We start from the raw sequence: 16,370 nt of genomic DNA, 5'->3' as shown, positions 1-16,370 counted from the left end.
CTCTCACTTGGTCAAGATCAGCTTGTTGTTGGCGGTGATGCGCAGGCGGTAGCGCTCGCCCGCATGAATGATCATCGCCTCTTTGGCCTCGCCCAGGAGGTCTCTGATGTGTATCTCGCGCGGCTGCCGCGGCGCGTCGGATGGCCGATCGGGAGCGGGCTCGATATCGCTTTTGTCCATATTCGCCTCTCGCGACATCGAAGCATCGATAAGCACGGCGAGCTCGTCAATCGCGCCCGGCATTTATTGGAAGGCTTTCAGACAAAGCATTTGGAAGTCTTGTAAAGACGGAAAGGCCCGATCGACCTTGATCACAGCCGTCTCCTGCGCGACAGTACGTAAGCGCCTGCGAAGGGCGCCGATCAGCCAGCCAGCGAAGCCGCCGCGCCGAGCGAGCCAGCCAGACGAAAAAAGACGCGTCCGGAGGGCTCATGCATCGTTCGTTTCACCGCGCCCGGAGAGGCGCGGCTTTGATCTTCTGTTCGAATTTCGCGCTCGCCGCTGTCGCGCACGCGCAATCCCCTCGCGCCGCGAAGGAGGATGTCGATGGGTTGGACACGATCAATGTCACCGCGACGAAGACGCAGGAGACGCCCGTCGAATCGATGAGCGGGTCGAGCGTCGTCACCCGCAAGGACATCGAGCGCTTTCAGCCCTCCACGGTTTCCGACATTCTGCGCAATGTTCCCGGCGTCGCGACGCAGGAGAGCCAGAACGATCCCGCGCAATCGATCAACATCCGCGGCCTTCAGGACTTCGGCCGCGTGAATGTCCTCATTGACGGCGCGCGGCAGAATTTTCAGATTTCCGGCCACAATGCGAACGGGACGTTCTATCTCGAGCCCGAATTCCTCTCGCAGGCGGATGTCGTGCGCGGCCCTGTCTCCAACATATACGGCTCCGGCGCGATCGGCGGCGTCGTCTCGTTTCGCACGCGCGGCGCCGACGATGTTCTCGCGCCGGGCGAGAGATATGGGATCGTCCAGAAGCTCGGAGCGGGAACCAACGGCCAGGGCCTGCTGGAGAGCACGTCTCTCGCCGCGCGGCCGACCGATTGGGCCGACACATTCGGCCAGTTCGTCTATCGCAAGCGCACGCCCTATCGGGACGGCGAGGGGCAGACGGCCTCCGACACCGGCAGCGAATTGATCGGCGGGCTGATGAAGCTCGCGGTTCGGCCCGACGAAGGCCACGTGATCACCGCGACGGCTTTGATGCAGAACTATCGTTTCGCCAACAATGGCACGAGCGGCTCGGGCACGCGCTTCGACGACGACGTCGACGCGAACACCTTCACGCTCGGCTATCATTTCGTCAAACCCGATGTTCCGCTCCTCGATCTCGACGTCAAGACCTATTACACGGAGACGCGCAATCGGCAGACCGTCCTCTCGCCGACCGCCACCTATCGCGCCCTCGGCGTCGCGCCGGGCGCGGGGCTCGAGGATCACATCGGCACCTGGGGCGTCGACGTCCACAATACGGCGCGCTTCTCGACATCGGTCATCGACCACGCTTTGACCTTCGGCGGCGACAATGCGGAGGACCATGTCACGACGGTCGACAACGCCGGCAAATTCGTCTCCGCGCTCACGCCGTCCGGCGACCGGCGGCTCTCCGGCGCTTTTGTTCAGGACGAGGCGCGCTACGCCTCATGGCTGCGCGTGCTCGGCGCCTTGCGCTTCGACGACTACGCTCTGTCCGGCGGCGCGTATTCCTCGAGCGGCAGCCGCGTTTCGCCGAAAATCACCGTCGGCGTGTCGCCGCTTCCGGGCGTCGAGATTTACGGAACCTACGCGGAAGGCTATCGCGCGCCGTCGATCACCGAGACGCTGATCTCGGGCGTGCATCCGTTCCCCGCCTTCAATATCCTGCCCAATCCCTCTCTGAGGCCGGAAGTGGCGCATGACGTGGAGGCAGGCGTCAATGTCAAATACGACGATGTGTTCACGCCGGGCGACAAGATCCGGGGGAAGCTCAACGCCTTTCAGAACAGGATCGACAATTACATCGATTTCCAGACGGTGGGAAATCCCTATCTCGTGCCGTTCATTCCCGGCATGCCGACCTCCGTCTGCGCCTTCGCTCCCTTTCTCTGCTTCCCGATCACTTCCTTCCAATATCTCAATGTGGCGAAGGCGGAGATCCGCGGCTTCGAAGGCGAAGGCGCCTATGATTGGGGCGGGGGCTTTCTCTCCGTCGCCGGATTCATCAATGGCGGCAAGGATCTCTCGACCAACGCCCCGCTCTACAGCGTCGCGCCCGGGCGGATCACGACCACGCTGGCCGTTCGTCTGCTCGACTCGGCTCTGACCGTCGGCGGCCGCTACACGGCGGTGGACCGCAGCCCGACGACCGTTTCCACGCCGACGAAGTCCTACGACTATGTCGATCTCTTCGCCAATTACGCCTATAGCGACGCGGTCTCGGCCAATCTGCTGCTGTCCAATGTGGCGAACCGCAAATACACGCAATATCTCAATTCGCTTCCGAGCGCCGGCTTCGCCGTGAAATTCGCCGTCGCCGTGAAATTCTCGTCGAATTGAGGCGCGACCTCATGGAGGCGCCGTGATGACGATGGCTTGCGCAGGCGGCGAGGCGAGCGAAAGCGCGAGGCCGAACCCCTCGAGATCGGGCCGGATGTCGTTTCTCCTCGCGCCGGACGGCGGCTATGACGGGGGCCATGTCCTTTCGACGGGCCTGTCGGTCGCGGGGCACGCGCTCGTCTTTGCGCTATTCGCGGCGACGGCTAGTCAGAAGCTCGATATCCCTCGCGGCGGCGAGCGGCCGCTCGAGGTGCAGATCCTCGCCGGCGTGCAGGAGAGCGCGGCTTCGCAATCGGCTCGGAATGCCGCAGACGACGCTCTGCTGGAAGCGGAGCCGCGCATCGAGGAACCGGACGAGACGCCCTTCGCGCCGCCGGCGCCTCTGGTCGAAGCGGCTCCCGAGGCGATCGTCATGCCGCGGCGGGCGCCCGAGTCGCCGCGAAAAGTCGAACGTCGCCCGCGACCGGAGCACGCGCGCGCGATCTCCGAACATTCGCCGCGCGAACGTCGTCGTGAGCGAGCGACCGCGGACGGCGACGGCGAAGACCGGCATCGCAGCGCCGCTTCCACGCGCGGCGGCGCGTCCGGCGCGTCGACATTCGCGGGGGCGGCGCAGAGTGCGAACTATCGCGCGCAGGCGAAGGCGCATCTCGCGCGATTCCAGCGCTATCCGAGCGATGCGCGCGACCGCAACATCACCGGCGTCCCCGTCGTGCGCTTCACCGTGTCGCCGCATGGAGACGTTCTCGCCGTGTCATTGGCGCGATCGTCCGGCGCGGCGACGCTGGACGAGGCGGCTCTCGCAATGGTGCGACGCGCAGCGCCCTTCCCGCCGATGCCCAACGGCGCGTCGAGCTTGAGTATAACGCTCGGCATCAATTACAATCTGAGATGATGGAATGGATCGCTCGGCTGCGATCATCGAAAAAAGGGAAACGACATGTTCATCGCCATGAATCGCTTCAAGGTCGTCAAGGGCGAAGAAAAGGCCTTCGAGCAGATCTGGGCGTCGCGCCGCTCGCGGCTCGACGAAATGGACGGCTTCATCGCCTTCCACCTCCTCAAGGGACCGGAGCGCGAAGATCACACTCTCTATTCGTCGCACACGATGTGGCGAACGAGAGAGAGCTTCCTCGCCTGGACGACATCCGAGCAGTTCCGCGACGCGCACAAGGACGCCGGGAAGAACAAGCCGCTCTATCTCGGCCATCCGGAGTTCGAGGGTTTCGACAGCGTCATCGAGCAGACGAATCCGCTGTTCGTGCAGGCCGCCGAATAGGAAAGTCTGCGGCCGCCTGGATCGCTGTTCGTCGCCGCTGCGGGCGAGGCGCTGAAATTTCGGGCGCCGCCCGGGCCGCGTCCCTATCTTTCTGACCATAGGTTCAGACGATAGGATGAAGTAATGTCGCGGCGCTTCGAAGCTCCGGCGGCGGCGAGCCGGCTCCCCGACGCGGCCTATGTCGAGCTCGTCGACACGGTGATGCGGCCGATCATGCCGCCCGCCTTCATGGGCGCGGCGCTGAGCGGAGTCGGGCTGCTGCTCGCGGCGCGAGAGCGGGATGCGGTCATTCTCGTGCTGACCGTGGCCGCCGCTCTCGTTTGCGCGGCCTGCATCGGCTTCATCTTCGCCTATCGCCGTCGAGCGGCGGCCGGGCCGATCACGGCGGAGGCGGCGCGGCGATGGGAACGCGTCTATGACGCCGCCGTCTACGCCTTCGCGGCGCTGCTCGGGATGATCAACCTGCGTGCGCTCTCCATGGGCCATCCGCCCGATTCCACGCTCGTGCCGATGCTGACGTCCAGCCTCGCTTTCGTCTTCGGCGCCGGCGCGAGCGCGAATGTCGCCTTCCGGCCCATGCTCTGCAAGATCGCCCTGGCTTTGGCGACGGGGCCGACCGTCTTCGGGTTCCTCCAGCGCGCGACCGCAGCCGCGGACCCCCAGGTCTTCGCCGCCTTCGTCCTGGAAGCCGCGCTGATGACCGGCTTCGCCTTCGCCGTCGTTCAATGGGCGTCGAGAAATTACGAGACCACCCGGCGTCAGCTCGTGTCGAAGCTCGACCATGCGGCGATGGCGCACCGCGATGCGCTGACCGGCCTCGCCAACCGCGTGCGTTTGGGAGAGCGCTTCGAGGACGCCGTCGCGGGCCTCCGATCGCACGGGGACGCGCTGGCGATCCATTGTCTCGACCTCGATCGGTTCAAGGCGGTCAATGACGCGCATGGCCATCTCGTCGGCGACGCGCTGCTGCGCGCCGCGACGGCGCGCCTGCTGGGAACGCTGCGGGGGGAAGATACGGCGGCGCGCCTCGGCGGCGACGAATTCGTCGTCGTCCAGACGGGCATTCGCCACGAGGACGAAGCGCGGCTGCTCGCGCATCGCATCGTCCGCGCGCTCTCCGCGCCTTACGACATCGATGGGCGGGAGATTCGCATCGGCGCGAGCGTCGGCGTCGCCCTGGCGCCGCGCGACGGCCTTTCCTTGGAAACGCTGAGCGAGCGCGCCGACGCCGCGCTCTATCGCGCCAAGCGCGCCGATCGCGGCGGCGTCGCCTTTTGGAGCGACCCGCCGTCGCCGCCTTCGTCGCTCATGCTCCCATGAGGCTCCTCGGCGCGTGGGGCCGGCTCCGCCTTCTATCCGAGCGGAGACGCGTCGGTCGGGTCGCCCGTTCCATCGTTTTCGGTCGCGCTCGCTTTCTGTCCCTCATAGGCCTCGACGATCGCGCGCAGCATCGGGCCGAAGCGCCCGGCGAGCTCCGCGCAGCGTGTCGAATTGATCATTTCGACGCCGCGGCGCTCGCTGCGGACGAGGCCGGCCTCCCGCAGCACGCGAAAATGCTGGGACAAGGTGGATTTCGGCAGCCGGCAGTCCTGCACCTCGAGGAATGTCGAGCAATTGCGCCCGCATTCGGACGCAGCGAGCCGGGCGAAAATCTCCAGGCGCACGGGCTCGGCCAAGGCAAAGAGAATGCCCTCGACCGTGATCTCGTCGAGGCGCGGATGATGGAGCGTCCTCATGACCCGCGATTAGCACGATTTGACAGATTGCGCTTTAGTTCGTAATTTCTGAACTATTGAATTTTGAGAAAGGCCCAAAACATGGGAAAGCTCGCAGAGAAGATCGCCGTCGTGACCGGCGGCAGCACGGGCATCGGCCTGGCGACCGCCAGGCTCTTCGCCGCCGAAGGCGCGCAAGTGGTCGTGACCGGACGGCGCAAGGCGGAGCTCGACGCGGCGACCGCCTCGATCGGCCCGAATGCCTTCGGCGTGCAAGGCGACGTCGCCAAGCTCGACGACCTCGACCGTCTCTACGCCGAGGTGAAGACGCGCTTCGGGCGCATCGACGTTCTGTTCGCCAATGCCGGCGTCGCCCGGCTCGCGCCGCTCGAGGAGGTGGACGAGGCGCATTTCGACCTGCTCTTCGGCGTCAACGTCAAAGGCCTGCTGTTCACGGTGCAGAAAGCGTTGCCCCTGTTCTCGCCGGGCGGAGCGATCGTCCTCAATTCGTCCATCGCCAATACGAGAGGCATGCCGGCCTTCGGCGTCTATTCGGCCACCAAGGCCGCGGTGCGCTCCTTCGCCCGCACTTGGACCGCGGAGCTGAAGGATCGCGGCATAAGGGTCAACGCGATCAGCCCCGGCCCGATCGAGACGCCGATCTTCGATACGCTCGGGCTGCCCCCCGAGAAGGCCGCCGAGTTCGGCGCCGATATTTCCAAGTCCGTGCCGCTCGGCCGCTTCGGCCGGCCCGAGGAGATCGCCGCGGCCGTGCTGTTCCTGGCCTCGGACGCGGCGAGCTACATCGCCGGCGTCGATCTCTACGCCGATGGTGGAATGGTCGCCGTGTGACGGCGGGATGATCCTGCCGCGGCGCCCGGCCGCCGGGCGCCGCATTCGTCGGCGCCGCCCGCCACGGCTACATGCGCCCTGCGGCAATTTCCGGCAAAGCGCGACGCGTATCGGCCGTCGCGATTGACAGGCCGCGCCGGCCATAAGCTAATCGCCATCCGCCTTTACGGCGTCCTCATGAGGCGAAGCAGCTCCCGTGTCGATCAAGGTCGCGCTCCATCACGTCACCCATTACAAATATGATCGGCCGGTCGCGCTCGGGCCGCAGGTCGTGCGCCTGCGGCCGGCGCCGCATTGCCGCACGCGCGTGCCGAGCTATTCGCTGAAGATCGCGCCCGCCGGCCATTTCATCAATTGGCAGCAGGACCCGCACGGCAATTGGCTGGCGCGCCTCGTCTTCCCAGAGAAGGCGGAGGAGTTCCGCATCGAGGTCGATCTCCATGCCGAGATCGCCGTCTATAATCCATTCGACTTCTTCATCGAGCCCTATGCCGAGCAATTCCCCTTCGCCTATCCCGAGGAGCTCGAGGCCGAGCTCGCCTCCTGCCGCGAGGTCGAAGAGCCGGGACCGCTCACGACCGCCTTCATCGAGAGCGTGCGGCCGAGCGAGCCGGCGAGAACGATCTCCTTCCTCGTCGGCCTCAACGCCCGCTTGCAGAACGACATTCGCTATGTGATCCGCATGGAGCCCGGCGTTCAGACGCCGGACGAAACTTTGGCGCTCGGCACGGGCTCCTGCCGCGATTCGGCCTGGCTCCTCGTGCAGATCCTGCGCAGCCTCGGCCTCGCGGCGCGCTTCGTCTCCGGCTATCTCATCCAGTTGAAGGCCGACGTCGATCCGATCGAGGGGCCGAAGGGGACCGATCACGATTTCACCGATCTGCACGCCTGGGCCGAGGTCTATATTCCCGGCGCCGGCTGGATCGGGCTCGACGCGACCTCCGGCCTCTTCTGCGGCGAGGGGCATCTGCCTTTGTGCAGCGCGCCGCATTATCGCTCCGCGGCGCCCATCACCGGCGTCGTCGAGCCGGCGGAGGTCGAGTTCGGTTTCGAGATGCGCGTCCAGCGCATTCGCGAGGCGCCGCGCATCACCTCGCCTTTCTCGGACGACTCCTGGGCGCGGCTCGACGCGCTCGGCGAGAAGGTGGACGTGGATCTCGTCGCGCAGGACGTGCGGCTCACCATGGGCGGCGAGCCGACCTTCGTGTCGATCGACGATTTTCAATCGCCGGAATGGACGACCGCCGCCGTCGGGCCGACGAAGCGCCAGCGCGCCGACGATCTCGTGCGCCGTCTGCAGGCGCGCTTCGCCCGCGGCGGATTCCTGCATTACGGCCAGGGCAAGTGGTATCCGGGCGAGAGCCTGCCGCGCTGGGCCTTCGCGCTCTATTGGCGCAAGGACGGACAGCCGATCTGGCGCGATCCCGATCTCGTCACCCGCATCGGCGCGCCGAGCGCGCCGACCACAGACGAGGGCGAGCGTTTCATCGCCGATCTGTCGGAGCGGCTGGGCCTCGGGCCGCGCTATGTGATCCCCGCTTATGAAGATCCGGCGCATTGGCTGCTGAAGGAGGGCTCGCTCCCGATCAATGTCGATCCGCTCGATTCGAAAATAGACGACGCCGAGGAGCGCGCGCGCATGCTGCGCGCCTTCGAGCGCGGCCTCTCGCGGCCGACCGGCTTCGTGCTGCCGGTGCAGCGCTGGAATGCGCGCGCCGAGCGGCGCTGGGTGTCGGAGCGCTGGCCGCTGCGGCGCGGTCGGCTGTTCCTCATGCCCGGCGATTCGCCGATCGGCCTGCGCCTGCCGATAAATTCGCTGCCCTGGATTCCAGCGAGCGCCTATCCCTATTCCTGGCGGCAGGACCCGACCGAGCCGCGCCGCCCGCTGCCGGATCCCGGTCGTCTGCAACAAATCTACGAGACGCACGCGCTCTACGACCGGCAGGACGTGAACCCGCAATTCGAGGTCGAAGGCGCCGTGCGCACTGCGCTCGCCGTCGAGCCGCGCGACGGCGTGCTCTGCGTGTTCATGCCGCCGGTTCCGACGCTCGAAGATTATCTCGAGCTCCTGACCGCGGTGGAGACGACCGCCAAGGCGCAAGGGTTGCCGGTCCATATCGAAGGCTATCCGCCGCCGGTCGATCCGCGTCTCGAGATGATCAAGGTGACGCCGGACCCCGGCGTGATCGAGGTGAATGTCCATCCGGCCGATAGCTGGCGCGACGCGGTCACGACGACGACCGGCCTCTACGAGGACGCGCGCGCCGCGCGGCTCACCGCCGATAAATTCCTGGTCGACGGCCGCCAGACGGGCTCCGGCGGCGGCAATCACGTCGTGCTCGGCGGACGCACGCCTTTCGACTCGCCCTTCCTGCGCCGGCCGGATCTGTTGAAGAGCCTCATCCTCTATTGGCAGAGGCATCCTTCGCTCTCTTATCTCTTCTCCGGCCTCTTCATCGGCCCGACCAGCCAGTCGCCGCGTGTCGACGAGGCGCGCCACGATTCGCTCTATGAGCTGGAGATCGCCCTCTCCAATGTGCCGGAGGCCGGAACGACGGGCTTCCCGCCCTGGCTCGTCGATCGCCTGTTCCGCAATCTGCTCGTCGATGTGACCGGCAACACCCATCGCGCGGAAATCTGCATCGACAAGCTCTATTCGCCGGACGGGCCGACGGGACGGCTCGGCCTCGTCGAGTTCCGCAGCTTCGAGATGCCGCCCGACGCGCGCATGAGCCTCGCTCAGCAATTGCTGCTGCGCGCCCTCGTCGCCTGGTTCTGGCGCGAGCCGCAGCAGGGCTCGTTCGTGCGTTGGGGAACGGCGCTGCACGACCGCTTCATGCTGCCGCATTTCGTCTGGCGCGATTTCCTCGACGCGCTCGGCGATCTCGAGCGCGCCGGCTATGCTTTCGAGCCGGAATGGTTCGAGGCGCAGCGCGAGTTCCGCTTCCCGCTCGCCGGCCGGGTCGAGCACGGAGGGGTGCAGCTCGAGGTGCGTCAGGCGCTGGAGCCCTGGCATGTGCTCGGCGAGGAGGGCGCGGCGGGCGGCACGGTGCGCTTCGTCGATTCCTCGGTCGAACGCGTGGAGGTGAAGACCGAGGGCTTCGTGGCGGGACGCCATGTCGTCGCCTGCAACGGCCGCCGCGTGCCGATGACGAGCGCCGGCGCTTCGGGCGTCGCCGTCGGCGGCGTGCGCTTCAAGGCGTGGCAGCTCCCCTCGGGCCTGCACCCGAATATTCCAGCGCATTCGCCGCTCACCTTCGACATCGTCGATTCGTGGAGCGAGCGGTCGCTCGGCGGCTGCGTCTATCACACGGCGCATCCGGGCGGTCGCAACTATGATACGTTTCCGGTAAACGCCCACGAGGCGGAGGCCCGCAGGCTGGCGCGGTTCCAGGATCACGGGCATACGCCCGGCAGGGTGAAGCCGCCGCGCGAGGAGCCGGCGGGCGAATTCCCGCTGACCCTGGATCTGCGGAGGAAGAGTGCCGGCTGAACGTCCGACCGGCCCGAGCCAGGAGGCGTCGCGGCGCGTCGCCTCCTGGCTCGGGCGCTATGCGCCGCCCGCCGGCGTGCCGGACGAGCTGGTGGGGCCGGACGGGCGCGTCCGCCCGCATTGGAAAAGACTGCTCGACACTCTCGCGGGCCTCGGTCGCGACGATCTCGACGATCGTTTCGCCGCCGCCGGCCGGCGCATCCGCGACATGGGCGTCTCCTATCGCGTGCTCGGCGAGAGCAAAGAGCGCAGCTGGCCGCTGAGCCGTCTGCCGCTGTTGCTGCCGCAATCCGAATGGCGCGAGATCGAGGCCGGCGTCGCCCAGCGCGCCGAGCTGCTCGATCTCGTGCTGCGCGATATCTATGGAGAGGGGCGGCTCGTGAAGGAGGGCGCGCTGCCGGCGGCGGCGGTGGCCGGCTCGCCCGAATATATTCGCGCCATGGCCGGCGTCTCGCCGCCCGGCGGACGCTGGCTGCGCTTCTACGCCGCCGACATCGGCCGTGGGCCGGACGGCCGCTGGTGGGTGCTCGGCGACCGCGCCCAGGCGCCTTCGGGAGCCGGCTACGCCCTCGAAAATCGTCTCGTCCTCGCCCGCACCTTCCCGCGCCTCTATCGCGACATGAAGGTGCAGCGGCTCGCGCCCTTCTTCCGCGATTTCCGCGCCGGCCTCGCCGAGGCGGCGCAGCAGAAGGACCCGCGCATCTGCCTGCTGACGCCGGGGCCTTTCAGCGAAACCTATTCGGAGCAGGTCAATCTCGCCCGCTATCTCGGCCTGCTGCTGGTCGAGGGCGCCGATCTCGTCACCAGCGAGCGCAAGCTCCATGTGCGCACCATCGCAGGCTTGAAGCGCGTCGACGTGGTGTGGCGGCGCGTCGACGCAGACTGGTGCGACCCGCTGGAATTGAACGCCGCCTCGCAGCTCGGCGTGCCGGGCCTCATCGACGCGATCCGCGAGGGCAATGTGACGCTCGCCAACATGCCCGGCGCCGGTCTCGTCGAATCGCGCGCGCTGCTCGGCTTTCTGCCGGCGCTGGCGCGCCGGCTGCTCGGCGAGGATCTGCGGCTCGCCAATATCGCCACCTGGTGGTGCGGGCAGGACCCGGCGCGCGACGCCGTGATCGAATCGCTGGACGAACGCGCCGTCGCCCCCGCCTTCGGCGAGACGATTCCCGGATTTCCCGGCAAGCGCGTCGCACTGGGGAGCGAGTTCGATCCGGCGGAGCGCGTCCGGCTCGTCGAGCTCATGCGCGCGCGCGGCATGGATTATGTCGGCCAGGAGGTCGTGCAATTGTCGACGACGCCGGTGTGGAGCGAGGACGGCCTCGCGCCGCGCCCCTTCGCTCTGCGCGTCTTCGCCGCCGCGACGGCGGAGGGCTGGCGGGTGATGCCGGGCGGCTTCTGCCGGGTGTCGGACCGGCTCGACGTGCGCGCCGTCTCCATGGGCTCCGGCGCGCAATCGGCCGATGTCTGGGTGCTCGCCGACCGGCCGATCGACAACGCCTCGCTGCTGCCGACCAGCGACGACATAGAAATCGTGCGCATGGTCGGCGACCTCCCGAGCCGGGCCGCCGACAATCTGTTCTGGATGGGCCGTTATCTGGAGCGGGCCGAGGCGACGGTGCGTCTCGTGCGCTCCCTGTGCAATCGGCTGACCGAGGCGGATGCGCCGAATTACAGCGGACGTCAGCCGATCGAGCGGCTGGAGCGCCTGTTGCTCGCCTGGGGCGCCGCGCCCGCCGAGACGCCGCGCCTCGCGGCGGCGGAGCTGGCGCAGGCGGCGGCGGGCGGTTCGGAATCGCCCGGCTCGGCGCTCTGCGTCGCGCGCTCCGCGCGCCAGGCCGCCTCCATCATCCGCGAGCGCCTGTCGCAGGACATCTGGCAGCTGGTCAATCGACTGGAGACCCGCCTGCAGGAGCTCGGCGCGGGCCTCTGCTCGGAGCCCGAGCTGCTCGAATCGGCCGAGCAGTCCCTGCATATCCTCGCTGCCCTTTCCGGCCTCATCGACGAGAACGTCAATCGCGTCGCCGGCTGGTCCTTCCTCGACCTCGGCAAGCGCGTCGAGCGCGCCATCAACGCCTGCCGCTTCGCCAGGGCGTTCGCCGACGAGGGCGCGACGATCGACAGCCTCGACACGCTGCTCGAGCTGATCGATTCGCAGATCACCTATCGTTCGCGCTATCTCGCCGGCGCGGCGCTGGCGCCGGCGCTCGACATGGCGATGCTCGATCCCTACAACCCGCGCTCCGTCTGCTTTCAGGTGACGCGCATCGACGAGCATCTCGCTGCGCTTCCGACGTTGCGCCACGACGGGCTCATGGAGAGGCCGCGGCGGCTCGCGGTCAAATTGCGCGCCGAGATCGAGGTCGAGGACGCCGCCATGCTCGACGCGGCGCGGATCTTCGCCGTCGAGCAGCGCCTCATGAATCTTGCGGACGCTCTCGCCGGTCGTTACTTCCTGCAGGGCTCGGACGCCGCGCATTTCGAAGAGTCCCTACGCCTCGCGTGATCTACGACATCGCCCATGTGACCACCTACAGCTACGAGGCGCCGGTCGCTTCGGCGCGCTGCGCGTTGCGCCTGCTGCCGCGCGGCGACGGCGGCCAGAGCGTGCTGTCCGGCCGCATCGACGTCACGCCCGCCCCGCGCGGCTGGCGCGAGCGCGTGGACTTCTACGGCAATCGCGTCGCCGAGGCGCGCATCGACGCGCCGCATGTGAAGCTCGGCATCGCCATGAAGGCCAGGGTGCGCGTCGAACGCCCCGCGCCGCCCGCCGCGGCGGCGACGCCGGCCTGGGAGGCGGTGCGAAGCGAAGCGGTCGGCGCGGCCTCGCTCGAGCCGCATGCGCCGGCCCATTGGCTCTATCCGAGCCGGCTGGCGCCGCTCTACGAGCCGGCGACCGCCTATGCGCGCGAGAGCTTTCCGCCCGGCCGGCCGATCCTCGAAGGCGCGGCGGAGCTGATGCGCCGCATCAAGACCGATTTCGTCTATGATCCTGGCGCGACCCATGTCGCCCTGCCGCTCGCCCGCGCCTTTCAGATGCGCAGCGGCGTCTGCCAGGACTTCACCCACATCATGATCGCGGGCCTGCGCGGGCTCGGCCTGCCGGCGGCCTATGTCAGCGGCTATATCCGCACCATCCCGCCGCCGGGCTGCGCGCCGCTCGAAGGCGCGGACGCCTCTCACGCCTGGATGTCGCTCTGGTGCGGCGCGACCCATGGCTGGATCGATCTCGACCCGACCAACGCCGTTCTGGTCGAGAACGACCATGTCGTCATCGCCATCGGCCGCGACTATGCCGACGTCTCGCCGATCGACGGCGTCATCTTCAGCGCCGGCCGCCAGAAACTCGACGTCAGCGTCAGCGTCACGCCGCTCGACGCCGCGACCGCCGCTCGATAGCGGAAAAAGCGGCGTCTTTCGTGATCGACCGCCGCCGAGGAAGGCCATTCTCGTCTGCAGCCTGCGGTCGTCTCCCGAGAATTCGTCTCTGGACTTGATCCGGCTCTTTACCCAAACTGCGCGCGGCGTGCGATTCCGCGCCTTCCGACCCGATTGGACGCTTCCTTGCCGCTCGCGCATCCCTTCATCGTCGCCCGCGATCCCGAAGCTCCGCCTCCCGGGCTCGAGGGCGCCGTGGTGGCGATCGGCAATTTCGACGGGTTGCACCGCGGCCACCGGGGCGTCATCGCCCATGCGCAGGCGCTCGCCGGGCGCCTCGCCAAGCCCTGCGCTCTGCTCACCTTCGAGCCGCATCCGGCCGATGTCTTCGCGGGCCGCTCGGTGATCTTCCGCCTGACGCCGCCCGACGCCAAGGCGGCGCTGCTCGCGCGCCTTCGCCTCGACGGACTGATCATCCTGACCTTCGACAGAGATTTCGCGGCGCGACCGCCGCAGGAATTCACCGAGGAAATCCTCGCGCGCCGGCTCGGCGTGTCGGCGGCCGTCGCGGGCTATGATTTCTGCTTCGGCGCGAAGCGCGCCGGCAATCCGGATTTTTTGCGCGCGGAGGGCGCGCGGCTGGGCTTTGCGGTGGAGATCGTGCCGCGCATCACGCAGGACGAGGCCGGGAGCCTCGAGGCGGTCTCCTCGACGGCGACGCGCGAAGCGTTGCAGGCGGGCGATGTCGAGCTCGCCGCGCGCCTGCTCGGCCATCCCTATTTCGTCGAGGGCGTGGTGCGGGAAGGCCGCAGGCTCGGCCGCACGCTCGGCTTTCCCACCGCCAATATCGCGCTCGATCCGTCGAGCCGGCTGCGTCACGGCATTTATGCGGTCACGCTCGAGGCGGACGGCGTTGTGCATGACGGCGTCGCCAATTTCGGCCGGCGGCCGACCGTGGAGGAGCAGGGCGCGCCGCTGCTCGAGGTGTTCGTCTTCGATTTCGACGGCGATCTCTACGGCAAGACAGTGGAGGTCGCCTTCATCGGCTTCATCCGCGGCGAGGCGAAATTTTCCTCCCTCGACGCGCTCACGGCGCAGATGCGCGACGACGCGCAAAAGGCGCGCGAGATTCTCGCCCGCCGCGCGCGCTGACGGTGGTCACCGCCCGAGCAGGACGCCGAGGATTTCGGCGAATTCGTCCGCGAGCGGTCCCTGCGCAGGCGCGCGGCCGGCGCGGGAATACCAATAGCGGGCGTTGCCGAGATCGCCCTCCTTGCGATGCAGATAGGCGTGCGCCCACATGGAGAGCGCGTCGTCGCGCGTGTCGACGCATCTATGCGCGAGGTCCCACTCGCCGCGGGCGTCGCGCCAGAGCGCGAGCAGCGGCGGTTCCAGGGCCGGCGCCGCCGCGGCGGAAAGCGAGGCCTCGAACTCTTCCCTGGTCATGCGCCGACTCCGTTTTCCGTCCTCGGGCGGGCCGAAGCTCCCGCCCCCGTTTTAGAAGAAGCTTACGTTTGAGGGAGAGTGTCATTTCATCCGTGAGCTGACAACGAACGAACTCTATCGGAAGTATGATTGCAACATGCTAGTTACCAGCGATGCTATAAAAGCCAGCGTTGCGAATATCGTCGCTCCCAAGCTCACCTTGTATGCATTTAATCTGGCTATAGCCTCATGCGTTCGTAACTCGATCATTTCTTCGGTCGTGCGCGATTTTCCGTCTGGACTATATATAAATATACTTCTTAGACATCCAAGCGTAACGACAAGATATATGGCGAGTTCGAAGACGAATGAGACACCAACGAGGGAGGTTTTGTCTGTCGATGAATAGAATATTGCTAGAACCGCCATCATAATTGAAACATGAGCCAAAAGAGACGCTGTTTTTGTATCCATTGCGTCCATATAATATGTCAACGACTCTCCTTTCTTCGTCTTTTCCATTTCGTGAACAGACTCGAAATAGGCGCCGGCCTCCTCGAAAGTGTCTTTTTTCATATGTGACCCCCGGGATACGCTCTCCTCGAGCGTCGCCGTGATAGTTGCCACTTTTAAACGGCTCGCGGCGAATGTCGAGCTTCGGCAACGGCTGCGGTTAGCCGATAGATATCCGCAGGCGCATGTTAGAAAGAGGCGCAGGCGCGGTCACCCGGGACGGGCACAAGCCGGCGGAAGGGCCTTCGTCGTAAGCATTTGATTTAATGGTGCTGCAAGAGAGGATTGAACTCTCGACCTCTCCCTTACCAAGGGAGTGCTCTACCACTGAGCTACTGCAGCATCTCTTTCCGCGCCGGGAGCCGGCGGGGACGGGCGCGCGGATCAATGGGGGATGGCTGTCGCGCCTCCTCGGCCTTGTGCCACAGGGCCATCGCATAGGCAAGACGCCCTATGCGCGCCTCTGCTCGAGACGCGCGATCGCCGCCAGCGTCTCGGCGAGGGCGCGCCGAAGCGCATCCTGGGACGCGCCCCGACCGGTCCCGCTCGCCAGCGCCGCCTCGCAGGCATCCGCCGCCCGCGCCACGGCGAAGGCGCCGATAGCGGAGGCCGAGCCCTTCAGCTTGTGGACGAGCTCGCGCCGCTCGGGGTCGGCGACGTCGCCTTCCAGCCGGCCGGCGATCTCCCGGGCCTGCCCGTCAAACAGGATCAGCAGCTCCCGAGCGAGCTCCTCGTCTCCCGCCGCCGCCTCCGCGAGATGCGCGAAGTCCACGCTTCCCGAGGCTGGCGGCGCGCTCTCGCGCAGGCTCGATTCGCTCATGACCGTCTCCCATCGCCTGCGTCGGCGCGCATTTTTTTGTGGATTCGCCGTGAGCGCGCGGCCCGCGTCGCCTCCCTGTCTCGCCGCCCGCGCAGGCGCGTCGTATCCTTATTCGAATCAATTTCGTGTGCAAAGTCCTCATGCGGCTCGAGCGTAGCCGGAGGGGCTCTCGTCACGGCGGCGGCGCGGCTGGAGCGGCGCCGGCCCCTTCGCGCCCGCGTTAACGACGATTCGGATCGGTGTCTCGGCGCTGGTTTCATTTGCGCGCCGACAGCTGTAATATTTGGTTAATCTTTTCCGCTCGATGTGGGCGGGATCGAGGGTGGGCGGCGTAATTGCGACGAACAAG

At 67.0% G+C, this 16,370-nt stretch carries 13 protein-coding genes and 1 tRNA gene; 9 read left to right on the top strand and 5 right to left on the bottom strand.

The window, feature by feature from the left end; translation table 11 throughout:
* Positions 1–3: 3 nt before the first annotated feature.
* Entirely contained in the window at positions 4–180 is a 177-nt protein-coding gene (hemP, locus tag AC6IW9_RS04955; protein ID WP_497769718.1) for a hemin uptake protein HemP, read from the bottom strand.
* Between the two features lie 371 nt (positions 181–551).
* On the opposite strand from hemP, the gene AC6IW9_RS04950 reads away from it, so the two are divergent.
* The 4 genes from AC6IW9_RS04950 (at position 552) to AC6IW9_RS04935 (ending at position 5,145) form a co-directional block, all read left to right on the top strand.
* Positions 552–2,546 carry a TonB-dependent hemoglobin/transferrin/lactoferrin family receptor gene (locus AC6IW9_RS04950; protein WP_497769716.1) on the top strand — a complete coding sequence of 665 codons (1,995 nt, stop codon included), beginning with the start codon at positions 552–554 and terminating at the stop codon, positions 2,544–2,546.
* 94 nt (positions 2,547–2,640) lie between these two features.
* Complete coding sequence (locus tag AC6IW9_RS04945; protein WP_497769714.1) at positions 2,641–3,441, top strand: energy transducer TonB; 801 nt, start codon at positions 2,641–2,643, stop codon at positions 3,439–3,441.
* A gap of 45 nt (positions 3,442–3,486) precedes the next feature.
* A complete protein-coding gene (gene hmuQ, locus AC6IW9_RS04940) occupies positions 3,487–3,825 on the top strand; it encodes a heme-degrading protein HmuQ (RefSeq protein WP_497769711.1) in 339 nt (112 codons plus the stop codon).
* Between the two features lie 123 nt (positions 3,826–3,948).
* Complete coding sequence (locus tag AC6IW9_RS04935) at positions 3,949–5,145, top strand: diguanylate cyclase domain-containing protein (RefSeq protein ID WP_497769709.1); 1,197 nt, start codon at positions 3,949–3,951, stop codon at positions 5,143–5,145.
* Positions 5,146–5,177: 32 nt separating this feature from the next.
* On the opposite strand, the gene AC6IW9_RS04930 is transcribed toward AC6IW9_RS04935, so the two are convergent.
* Positions 5,178–5,561, bottom strand: a complete 384-nt coding sequence (locus AC6IW9_RS04930; RefSeq protein WP_497769706.1) for an ArsR/SmtB family transcription factor — start codon at positions 5,559–5,561, stop codon at positions 5,178–5,180.
* 81 nt (positions 5,562–5,642) lie between these two features.
* Between AC6IW9_RS04930 and AC6IW9_RS04925 the strand changes: the two genes are divergently transcribed.
* The 5 genes from AC6IW9_RS04925 to AC6IW9_RS04905 all read left to right on the top strand — a co-directional run bounded on the left by AC6IW9_RS04925 (position 5,643) and on the right by AC6IW9_RS04905 (position 14,415).
* A complete protein-coding gene (locus tag AC6IW9_RS04925; protein WP_497769703.1) occupies positions 5,643–6,392 on the top strand; it encodes a glucose 1-dehydrogenase in 750 nt (249 codons plus the stop codon).
* A 196-nt stretch (positions 6,393–6,588) separates the two neighbouring features.
* Positions 6,589–9,885 carry a transglutaminase family protein gene (locus tag AC6IW9_RS04920; RefSeq protein WP_497769701.1) on the top strand — a complete coding sequence of 1,099 codons (3,297 nt, stop codon included), beginning with the start codon at positions 6,589–6,591 and terminating at the stop codon, positions 9,883–9,885.
* Positions 9,875–12,391, top strand: coding sequence for a circularly permuted type 2 ATP-grasp protein (locus AC6IW9_RS04915; RefSeq protein ID WP_497769699.1), 2,517 nt, complete (start codon positions 9,875–9,877; stop codon positions 12,389–12,391). Before AC6IW9_RS04920 ends, AC6IW9_RS04915 begins: the two co-directional genes overlap by 11 nt.
* Positions 12,388–13,284, top strand: coding sequence for a transglutaminase family protein (locus tag AC6IW9_RS04910; RefSeq protein WP_497769696.1), 897 nt, complete (start codon positions 12,388–12,390; stop codon positions 13,282–13,284). The genes AC6IW9_RS04915 and AC6IW9_RS04910 overlap by 4 nt, the downstream gene beginning before the upstream one ends.
* Positions 13,285–13,437: 153 nt before the next feature.
* On the top strand, positions 13,438–14,415 hold the full coding sequence (locus AC6IW9_RS04905) for a bifunctional riboflavin kinase/FAD synthetase (protein ID WP_497769694.1): 978 nt from the start codon (positions 13,438–13,440) through the stop codon (positions 14,413–14,415).
* Positions 14,416–14,421: 6 nt separating this feature from the next.
* Here the strand turns inward: AC6IW9_RS04905 and AC6IW9_RS04900 are convergent, their stop codons facing one another.
* The 3 genes from AC6IW9_RS04900 to AC6IW9_RS04890 form a co-directional block, all read right to left on the bottom strand.
* On the bottom strand, positions 14,422–14,709 hold the full coding sequence (locus tag AC6IW9_RS04900) for a hypothetical protein (RefSeq protein WP_497769691.1): 288 nt from the start codon (positions 14,707–14,709) through the stop codon (positions 14,422–14,424).
* 759 nt (positions 14,710–15,468) lie between these two features.
* Positions 15,469–15,543: transfer RNA gene (locus AC6IW9_RS04895), tRNA-Thr, on the bottom strand.
* Between the two features lie 109 nt (positions 15,544–15,652).
* Positions 15,653–16,021, bottom strand: a complete 369-nt coding sequence (locus AC6IW9_RS04890) for an Hpt domain-containing protein (RefSeq protein ID WP_497769688.1) — start codon at positions 16,019–16,021, stop codon at positions 15,653–15,655.
* Positions 16,022–16,370 lie beyond the last annotated feature (349 nt).

It is taken from the genome of Methylosinus sp. shoA, assembly GCF_059718125.1.
The sequence above is the reverse complement of the archived record's forward strand: the minus strand, read 5'-3'. Positions and strand labels throughout refer to the sequence as shown.

Coding starts and splice junctions, on each gene's coding strand:
- hemP (WP_497769718.1), bottom strand. CDS start 180: ATGGACAAAAGCGATATCGAGCCCGCTCCCGATCGGCCATCCGACGCG.
- AC6IW9_RS04945 (WP_497769714.1), top strand. CDS start 2,641: ATGTCGTTTCTCCTCGCGCCGGACGGCGGCTATGACGGGGGCCATGTC.
- hmuQ (WP_497769711.1), top strand. CDS start 3,487: ATGTTCATCGCCATGAATCGCTTCAAGGTCGTCAAGGGCGAAGAAAAG.
- AC6IW9_RS04935 (WP_497769709.1), top strand. CDS start 3,949: ATGTCGCGGCGCTTCGAAGCTCCGGCGGCGGCGAGCCGGCTCCCCGAC.
- AC6IW9_RS04930 (WP_497769706.1), bottom strand. CDS start 5,561: ATGAGGACGCTCCATCATCCGCGCCTCGACGAGATCACGGTCGAGGGC.
- AC6IW9_RS04925 (WP_497769703.1), top strand. CDS start 5,643: ATGGGAAAGCTCGCAGAGAAGATCGCCGTCGTGACCGGCGGCAGCACG.
- AC6IW9_RS04900 (WP_497769691.1), bottom strand. CDS start 14,709: ATGACCAGGGAAGAGTTCGAGGCCTCGCTTTCCGCCGCGGCGGCGCCG.
- AC6IW9_RS04890 (WP_497769688.1), bottom strand. CDS start 16,021: ATGAGCGAATCGAGCCTGCGCGAGAGCGCGCCGCCAGCCTCGGGAAGC.